The 6,652-nt window shown below is 43.1% G+C and carries 6 protein-coding genes; 4 read left to right on the top strand and 2 right to left on the bottom strand.

Annotated elements, in window-relative coordinates; translation table 11 throughout:
* Positions 1-142: 142 nt before the first annotated feature.
* The gene (locus JC606_RS07200; RefSeq protein ID WP_004742421.1) at positions 143-661 is read right to left on the bottom strand and encodes an NUDIX hydrolase; all 519 of its coding nucleotides are present in this window, start codon (positions 659-661) and stop codon (positions 143-145) included.
* Positions 662-1,028: 367 nt separating this feature from the next.
* On the opposite strand from JC606_RS07200, the gene JC606_RS07195 reads away from it, so the two are divergent.
* Together JC606_RS07195 and JC606_RS07190 are read left to right on the top strand one after the other, a co-directional pair.
* Positions 1,029-1,292 (top strand): putative hemolysin, encoded by a 264-nt coding sequence (locus JC606_RS07195; RefSeq protein ID WP_004742420.1) that lies wholly within the window; start codon positions 1,029-1,031, stop codon positions 1,290-1,292.
* A 201-nt stretch (positions 1,293-1,493) separates the two neighbouring features.
* On the top strand, positions 1,494-2,171 hold the full coding sequence (locus JC606_RS07190) for a hypothetical protein (protein ID WP_105023193.1): 678 nt from the start codon (positions 1,494-1,496) through the stop codon (positions 2,169-2,171).
* A 4-nt stretch (positions 2,172-2,175) separates the two neighbouring features.
* On the opposite strand, the gene JC606_RS07185 is transcribed toward JC606_RS07190, so the two are convergent.
* On the bottom strand, positions 2,176-3,054 hold the full coding sequence (locus JC606_RS07185; RefSeq protein WP_198778298.1) for a YdcF family protein: 879 nt from the start codon (positions 3,052-3,054) through the stop codon (positions 2,176-2,178).
* Positions 3,055-3,361: 307 nt separating this feature from the next.
* Here JC606_RS07185 and JC606_RS07180 point away from each other — a divergent pair, with 307 nt between their 5' ends.
* Together JC606_RS07180 and JC606_RS07175 are read left to right on the top strand one after the other, a co-directional pair.
* Complete coding sequence (locus tag JC606_RS07180) at positions 3,362-4,732, top strand: L-serine ammonia-lyase (RefSeq protein ID WP_004742417.1); 1,371 nt, start codon at positions 3,362-3,364, stop codon at positions 4,730-4,732.
* A gap of 415 nt (positions 4,733-5,147) precedes the next feature.
* Positions 5,148-6,626: a peptide MFS transporter gene (locus JC606_RS07175; RefSeq protein WP_198778297.1), complete on the top strand. Its 1,479-nt coding sequence runs from the start codon at positions 5,148-5,150 to the stop codon at positions 6,624-6,626.
* Positions 6,627-6,652 lie beyond the last annotated feature (26 nt).

Below are 6,652 nucleotides of genomic sequence, written 5' to 3'. Positions count from 1 at the left end.
TCTGTCACATTTAGCTTATTGGTCTGCCACTCTTTGTGTTTTTGGCTGATTTGTTACAGTTCAAAGATCATTATCGGTTGCGCTTTAGTTACAGCTGAACACTTAATTCCGTGCAATGACTGCAATATAAGGTTTGGTGAGGCTACAGCATTTCTTTCGCGATCAAATGCAACAAAAACGTCTCGCGCTCAATGCTCATACCCTTTTTAGGGCTTTCGGCCATCGTCTTTTCATTATGAGCAATTGCTTCATGGATGTTCATCCACACAGGCTTCATTCCGTTTTTAACTTCGTAATCTTCGTAAGCCGTCTCACCAAGTTCACGATCGATCTTGCACGAATAGCAGTAGGAGATCATATGCATGATATCTGCATCATCTTTATACCAAGGACGAAACTCTTCAAAAATACCAAACGGCTTAATGCCATGAATGTTCTTTGCACCCGTCTCTTCTTCAAGCTCTCGGACCATGCCCGCAATCACGTCTTCGCCTTCATCAAGGCCACCACCAGGAATGGTGTAATCGTGATAACGCTCGGTATACAGCATCAGAATATCTTCACCATCTAAGACAATCGCTCTGGCGGCATTACGCTTGTAAACTGTTTTGTTATCTAGGTGGTCGATATCTGGGTGAATGGTGGTTTTTAGGTGTCTCATGGCTCTAACTGCTCAACTGAATTTGGCGGCATCATATCATAATCAATCATAGATTCGAGGTTCATAGCGGTTCACATCAACACACCTTCTAACTTTGTACCCCATAGCCGGCAAGCAAGAAAACATCACATAGCCTCTGAAAAGCCTCCACTCAACAATTAATACCCTTCTATAACCCGGCCAGCTTAGTTTGATCTAGCCCTCAAAAAGCAGCTAAACATGGCGAAATATCAAACTATTTCAATATCTTGACCAAATTAGAACAACCTTTTCTGAAATCTAAAATATACTCATTTGATAGAGCTTCTAATTGGGTTCTGTAGAACTTGTTGTATTCAACTATAGAGTTATCGCGTAGGAGATAAACATGAAGAAAATTGGTTTGATGGCTGTATTTGTCGTTGTATTAGGTGGTTGTGCAAACGACTATGCTGAGTATAGCGAAGGCCAACGTGTTTCAGTTGCCAATCCAGCGGCCGTTTATTGTGTTCAACAGGATGGCGAATTAGACACGGTTACTGAAAACAATCAACGCACCACTTATTGTGTCTTTGATGACGGTGAACGTATTGAGCAATGGGAGTATTACCGAAATAATAATGAACAAGAGTCAGAAGCTAAAAGTGAATAACGCTCCACTCTGATACCCACCAATCCCTCCCTCTTTTTTTTTATATTCAATCAATTACGTAAACCGACTGCCAATTGGCAGCGGTTTACCGTATACACACACCAATTGCACACTGTTTTATTTCTGACATTTCTCTGACACTGCCAATATATAAGTAAATAAAATATCGACCTGTTACAAACATTTACAAGTTGAATTGAAATGAAAAATCATTCGAAAACGGAAAAGCAAATTCACATGTCTTATGAATCCACTGAGTTCAACGTTTCTCAATCAACCTCTCAAGTGATTTACAAGCGCTGTCAAACCGCTTTATTCGTTCTTGCGATTGGTATTATTGCTAACTCAGTGCTCAGAATTGATTTCGTATTATTGAACGGAAATGTTGGTGAGATCTCAGTTACAGAAATGTTACAGCAGCTGCTACTTATCGTTAGTTCAGGTTCTTTTGTTTACCTAGCGAGAAAGAGAAATGAAGTGAAAAACGCTGCGGTTCTCATTAGCGCTTTCTTCGCTGTATTGTTCATCCGTGAAATGGATTTTTGGTTTGATAAGATCGCACACGGCGCCTGGGTTTTTCCTGCTGCGCTAGTTGCTGGCAGCGCTATTTTTTATGCAGTAAAAAACGGTAAGCGTACTATCGATCAACTTGCCCTAATTTTGGCTTCTCCACACATGAACCTATTAGTGACAGGCGTAATGCTACTACTAGTATTCTCTCGCCTATTCGGTATGGGTAGCTTTTGGCACAATGTGATGGGCGATGATTACGTTCGCGCAGTTAAAAACATTGCAGAAGAAGGCACAGAACTACTTGCCTACTGCTTAATTGCGTTTGCTAGCCTAAAAACAGTTCTAGGCATCACCAGAAAAAAATAACGATTTATCGCCACCAGCGATGCGTATGATCCGATTCAGGATCTAACAATCGATTCAGAAAAGTTAGGGTGGTATCCAGTAACGCTAGGTACTCCCTGGCTTTTTTTATATCCGTACATACTGGAGTGCCTCGAATACAGCCTTCCAATACAGGCAGCAGACTTTCCACAATACTAAACTGAGGTGAACTTCCTACCGAGACTTTTGCTTTCGCCAAGGCCTCCAAAGAAAGCCTTTCTGGCTCCGCCCTCACCATCTTCAAATCTCGCTTAAACGCCCCTACACATACTCCTTCGAGATACACTCGGTACGTTGTAAGCGCGTCCATCAATAAAAACAGCTGACCTTGAGCCGTTTGGTGTGGATATGGAACTGCAACATGAGCATCCAACTTTCGGTCTATCTGCAGCTCAACACCAAGCGCTAAGCATTTCTCAACGAGAACTTTTAGTAGCCCTTTCTCGTCCATCAGTTGTTGAATTTCGAAGATGCGTTGCAAGTGATAGTCGTTCGACACAAACGTTACCTTTACACTCTGCCCGTGCGTAAACAACCTGCTTTTAATCATCTCAGCAGTTAAGTTTTGGATGTTTTCTACAGTATTCGTTGAAAGCTGCTCCAGTAAAATTGCCCCCAAAGTAAACGGGACGTCACGAAGGTGTTCAAGCTGTCGAAAATATCGATGCATCGCATAGGCTTCCGAAATGCTCTGCCCTTTGGTTACCCCACCACAAAAAGCGACCGCTGTGGACGAGTGATACTCTATGCTCAAGGACTCCGCTAGGTACTTCACCAAAGCATCAACTCGACTGATTCCTTCCTCAGTCAATTCATTCTCATTAAGCCGTTTACCCAGCACAATAAGGAGGTTATTAATGCTCATTTTATGTTCAAGTCTCGTTTTGGGGATTAGATGGAGTGAATTATGTATACAATACTTGTTAACAAAAGTATTTTGAAATTCTTATAAGTTACTCGCAATAATGCTCACTATTGCGGAGCGACATAACAAGTAACTCGAGAATCAAAGTGCAGCTTCAAAGCAAAATAGCACGCTCTTGGGTTTCTCACGACTACGTTGGTTAACGTTAGTTTTAAACAGAGAACGCTTTCACGCGAATAAGTGAAACGAACAAAATACAAATTTTACACAGAGTTCGTCCATCGAACCGTCTTCACAGGAAGTTACTATGCTGTCTATTTTTGATATCTATAAAATCGGGGTTGGGCCTTCCAGCTCCCACACAAATGGACCAATGATCGCAGGGTTTAATTTTACCCAAAAGATTGAATCTGTACTTGACCAAGTTACCCGTATTCAAATCGACTTGTACGGCTCACTATCATTAACAGGTATCGGCCACCACACTGACCGTGCAACCCTGTTAGGTCTGCTTGGCAACCGTCCAGATACCATCAAAATAACCAGTGCTAACCTAGCAATGCGTAAAGCGATTGAAGACAAGTCTCTTGTGGTGAGCGGTCATCATGAGATTCACTTCGATGTTGAAAGCGACTTACTGTTCCACAAAACCAACCTGCCGCTTCATGAAAACGGTATGACGATTTCTGCGTTTGATACGAACGGTAAACTTCTGGATATGGAGACCTACTACTCTATTGGTGGCGGTTTCATCGCAACGGCAGACGAGCTGCAAAACGGCAAACAAGAGTCTGAAACCCAAGTTGAGTTTCCTTTCTCATCGGCTGACCAACTCCTTGAACTGGCTGATAAAAACGGAATGAGCCTTGGAGGCTTAATCCTGCGCAACGAAGTATCCTTCCAAGATATGGAAGCCATTGACCAAAAAGCTGACCAGATTTGGAAAGTGATGTCACTGTGTATGCAGCGTGGCTTTGATACTGAAGGCATCCTAGATGGTGGCCTTGAAGTAACACGTCGAGCACCCGCTCTTTTGAAAAAGCTCGAAGCAAATGCCTCGATTGAGAACGATCCAATGGAGATCATGGATTGGATTAACCTATTTGCCTTTGCCGTGAGTGAAGAGAATGCTGCAGGTGGCCAAGTAGTGACATCACCAACGAATGGTGCCGCTGGCGTTATCCCTGCTGTTTTAATGTACTACCATCGCTTTATTAAAGAGCTTGATACCAAGCAGCTCAAAGATTTCTTAGCGGTATCTGGCGCCATCGGTATTCTATATAAAACCAATGCGTCGATTTCGGGTGCCGAGGTAGGTTGCCAAGGCGAAGTCGGTGTATCTTCTTCAATGGCCGCTGCAGGCTTAACGGCCCTTCGTGGTGGTAGTAACGAGCAAATCTGTATCGCTGCTGAGATTGCGATGGAGCACTCACTGGGTATGACCTGTGATCCAATTGGCGGCCTAGTTCAAGTACCATGTATAGAGCGTAATGCGATGGGCGCAATGAAGGCGATCAACGCATCACGTATGGCACTAAAACGTACGAGTAAATGTCTTATCTCGTTAGACAAAGTTATCGAGACCATGTACCAAACAGGTAAAGACATGAACAAAAAGTACCGAGAAACGTCGTTAGGCGGCTTAGCGGTGATCCACATGGCGCCACCGTGTGAATAGCAGACAAGAACATGAGTTCACAATGCCCTTGTAGAAGGGGCATTCTTGTAAACTTAGTTTTCAATATCAAAACAAAGCCAGCCGTCAAGCTGGCTTTTTTATTGGCTAGAACCCAGCTGCCAATTGCAAGTGATACGCACTTAAAAATATTTACCGAATGACTCCCTCTTAATTTCCCTTTAATTGTTCATTACTTAGCCAAAAATGAGCATAGCTAAATTTCACACAAACATGCATCTACTAGCAAAATCTAATGTTGCAAATTTCATTCATGAGAAATATGAATGCACTCATAAGAAAAGATATATCGAGCAAAGTCCCGTTTGGGATGGATGTTTCAGTTTATGTATTACTATGGATGGTATTATAATTGGGCAATTACACTACACATTAATACTAATGTGAGAATAAAATAATGTGGAATAGATTAAACAAATCAATGATGTTCTGCCAAATGATGTTTGGACTTTCGTTCTATGGCGTCATGGTGATCTTGACTCGTTTCTTCCTTGAGGACCTGAACTACAACGAAGCTGACACCATGATGGTAGTTGGCGCTTTCTCTGCAATCGGGCCACTGTTTGCTATCGCAGGTGGTTTCATCGCCGACAAATTCTTAGGTGCTTACCGCTCTTTGACCATCGCCTTCCTTGGGTTCGTGAGTGGTTATGTTTTACTGGTACTAGGCGCAGCAGCAACCAATTTTCCTATGGCGTTGTCTGGTATTGCGTTAGCAAGCTATGCACGTGGTTTGATGTCTCCTTCTTACCCAAGTCTCTACAAACGCACGTTCAAAACACAAGAAGATTTTGAAAACTGCTACCCTATCAACTACTCAGTAAACAATATTGGTGCACTGTTAGGTCAGTACTTATTCCCTATGCTAGTGCTTGTTGTTGGCTTCCACGGCGGCTTCCTTCTGTCTGCTGTTCTAGCAGGCGCAGCATTACTGATGATGTTGTTTGTACGTAAGGGCCTTGTTGAAGCAAGTGCTGAGATCGACCAGCAGCCAGTAAGCACTAAAAACTGGACAGCTTTCCTTGGCTTATCAGCAGCAATGATCGGCTTAGTATTTTTCATGTTCTCTAACATGGATATCGGCCAAAACATCGTTTACGCGATCGGTGCTGCAGCCATTATCTACTTTGTCTCTTTGATGGTGAAGTCGAAGAAATCAGACATGCTAAAAATGGGCACGATCTTAATCATCACATTCCTGACTACATGTTTCTTCGTGTACTACGGCCAAATGATGACATCGATGACAATGGTAGCGATCAACACCATGCGTGGTGACCTATTCGGCTTCATCCCTGTTGCTCCGGAAGCGTCAATGGCAATGAACCCACTATGGTGTATGGTCGCGGGTCCTATCATCGCAGGTATCTTCTCTGGCCTAGAAAAGAAAAACATCAACTTCTCTACAGCAACGAAAGTAGGTTTCTCTTTCATCCTGACGGCTATCGCTTTTGGTATCCTGACAATGGCAGTGACTACCGTTGGTGAAGACGTTCTGATTCGCCCTGAAGTATTCCTAGCAATCCACTTCTTCCTAGCATTCGGTGAAGTAATTGTGGGTTCTATGGTAGTGGCATTCATCCTGTCTGTGGCACCTAAGCACATCGAGAACTTCTCTGTAAGCTTATTCTCTGTAGCAATCGCACTATCAGGTATCGTTGGCGCGGTATTCTCAACGTCAATTGCACTAGAGAAAGGTCAAGAGATCACACAAGAGATCGTTCAAACAGTTTACGGCGACTACTTCCAAATGCTGACTGTTCTTGCGGTAGTAATGGTAGGTATTGCAATGGGTGCATCTTTCATTATTCGTAAGATGCTAGAAGCAGCAAAAGCCGCTGATGAAACGATTGAACTAGAACAAGCTAACAGCTAGCTACTCTCACGTTCAACCGACCTAAC

Source organism: Vibrio sp. IB15, from assembly GCF_016406055.1.
Classification (GTDB): Bacteria; Pseudomonadota; Gammaproteobacteria; order Enterobacterales; family Vibrionaceae; genus Vibrio; species Vibrio chagasii.
The sequence above is the reverse complement of the archived record's forward strand: the minus strand, read 5'-3'. Positions and strand labels throughout refer to the sequence as shown.

What these genes read in the sequence shown, in the direction of transcription:
- JC606_RS07185 (WP_198778298.1), bottom strand. Translation starts at nt 3,054, where the DNA reads ATGAGCATTAATAACCTCCTTATTGTGCTGGGTAAACGGCTTAATGAG.
- JC606_RS07190 (WP_105023193.1), top strand. Translation starts at nt 1,494, where the DNA reads ATGAAAAATCATTCGAAAACGGAAAAGCAAATTCACATGTCTTATGAA.
- JC606_RS07175 (WP_198778297.1), top strand. Translation starts at nt 5,148, where the DNA reads ATGTGGAATAGATTAAACAAATCAATGATGTTCTGCCAAATGATGTTT.
- JC606_RS07195 (WP_004742420.1), top strand. Translation starts at nt 1,029, where the DNA reads ATGAAGAAAATTGGTTTGATGGCTGTATTTGTCGTTGTATTAGGTGGT.
- JC606_RS07180 (WP_004742417.1), top strand. Translation starts at nt 3,362, where the DNA reads ATGCTGTCTATTTTTGATATCTATAAAATCGGGGTTGGGCCTTCCAGC.
- JC606_RS07200 (WP_004742421.1), bottom strand. Translation starts at nt 661, where the DNA reads ATGAGACACCTAAAAACCACCATTCACCCAGATATCGACCACCTAGAT.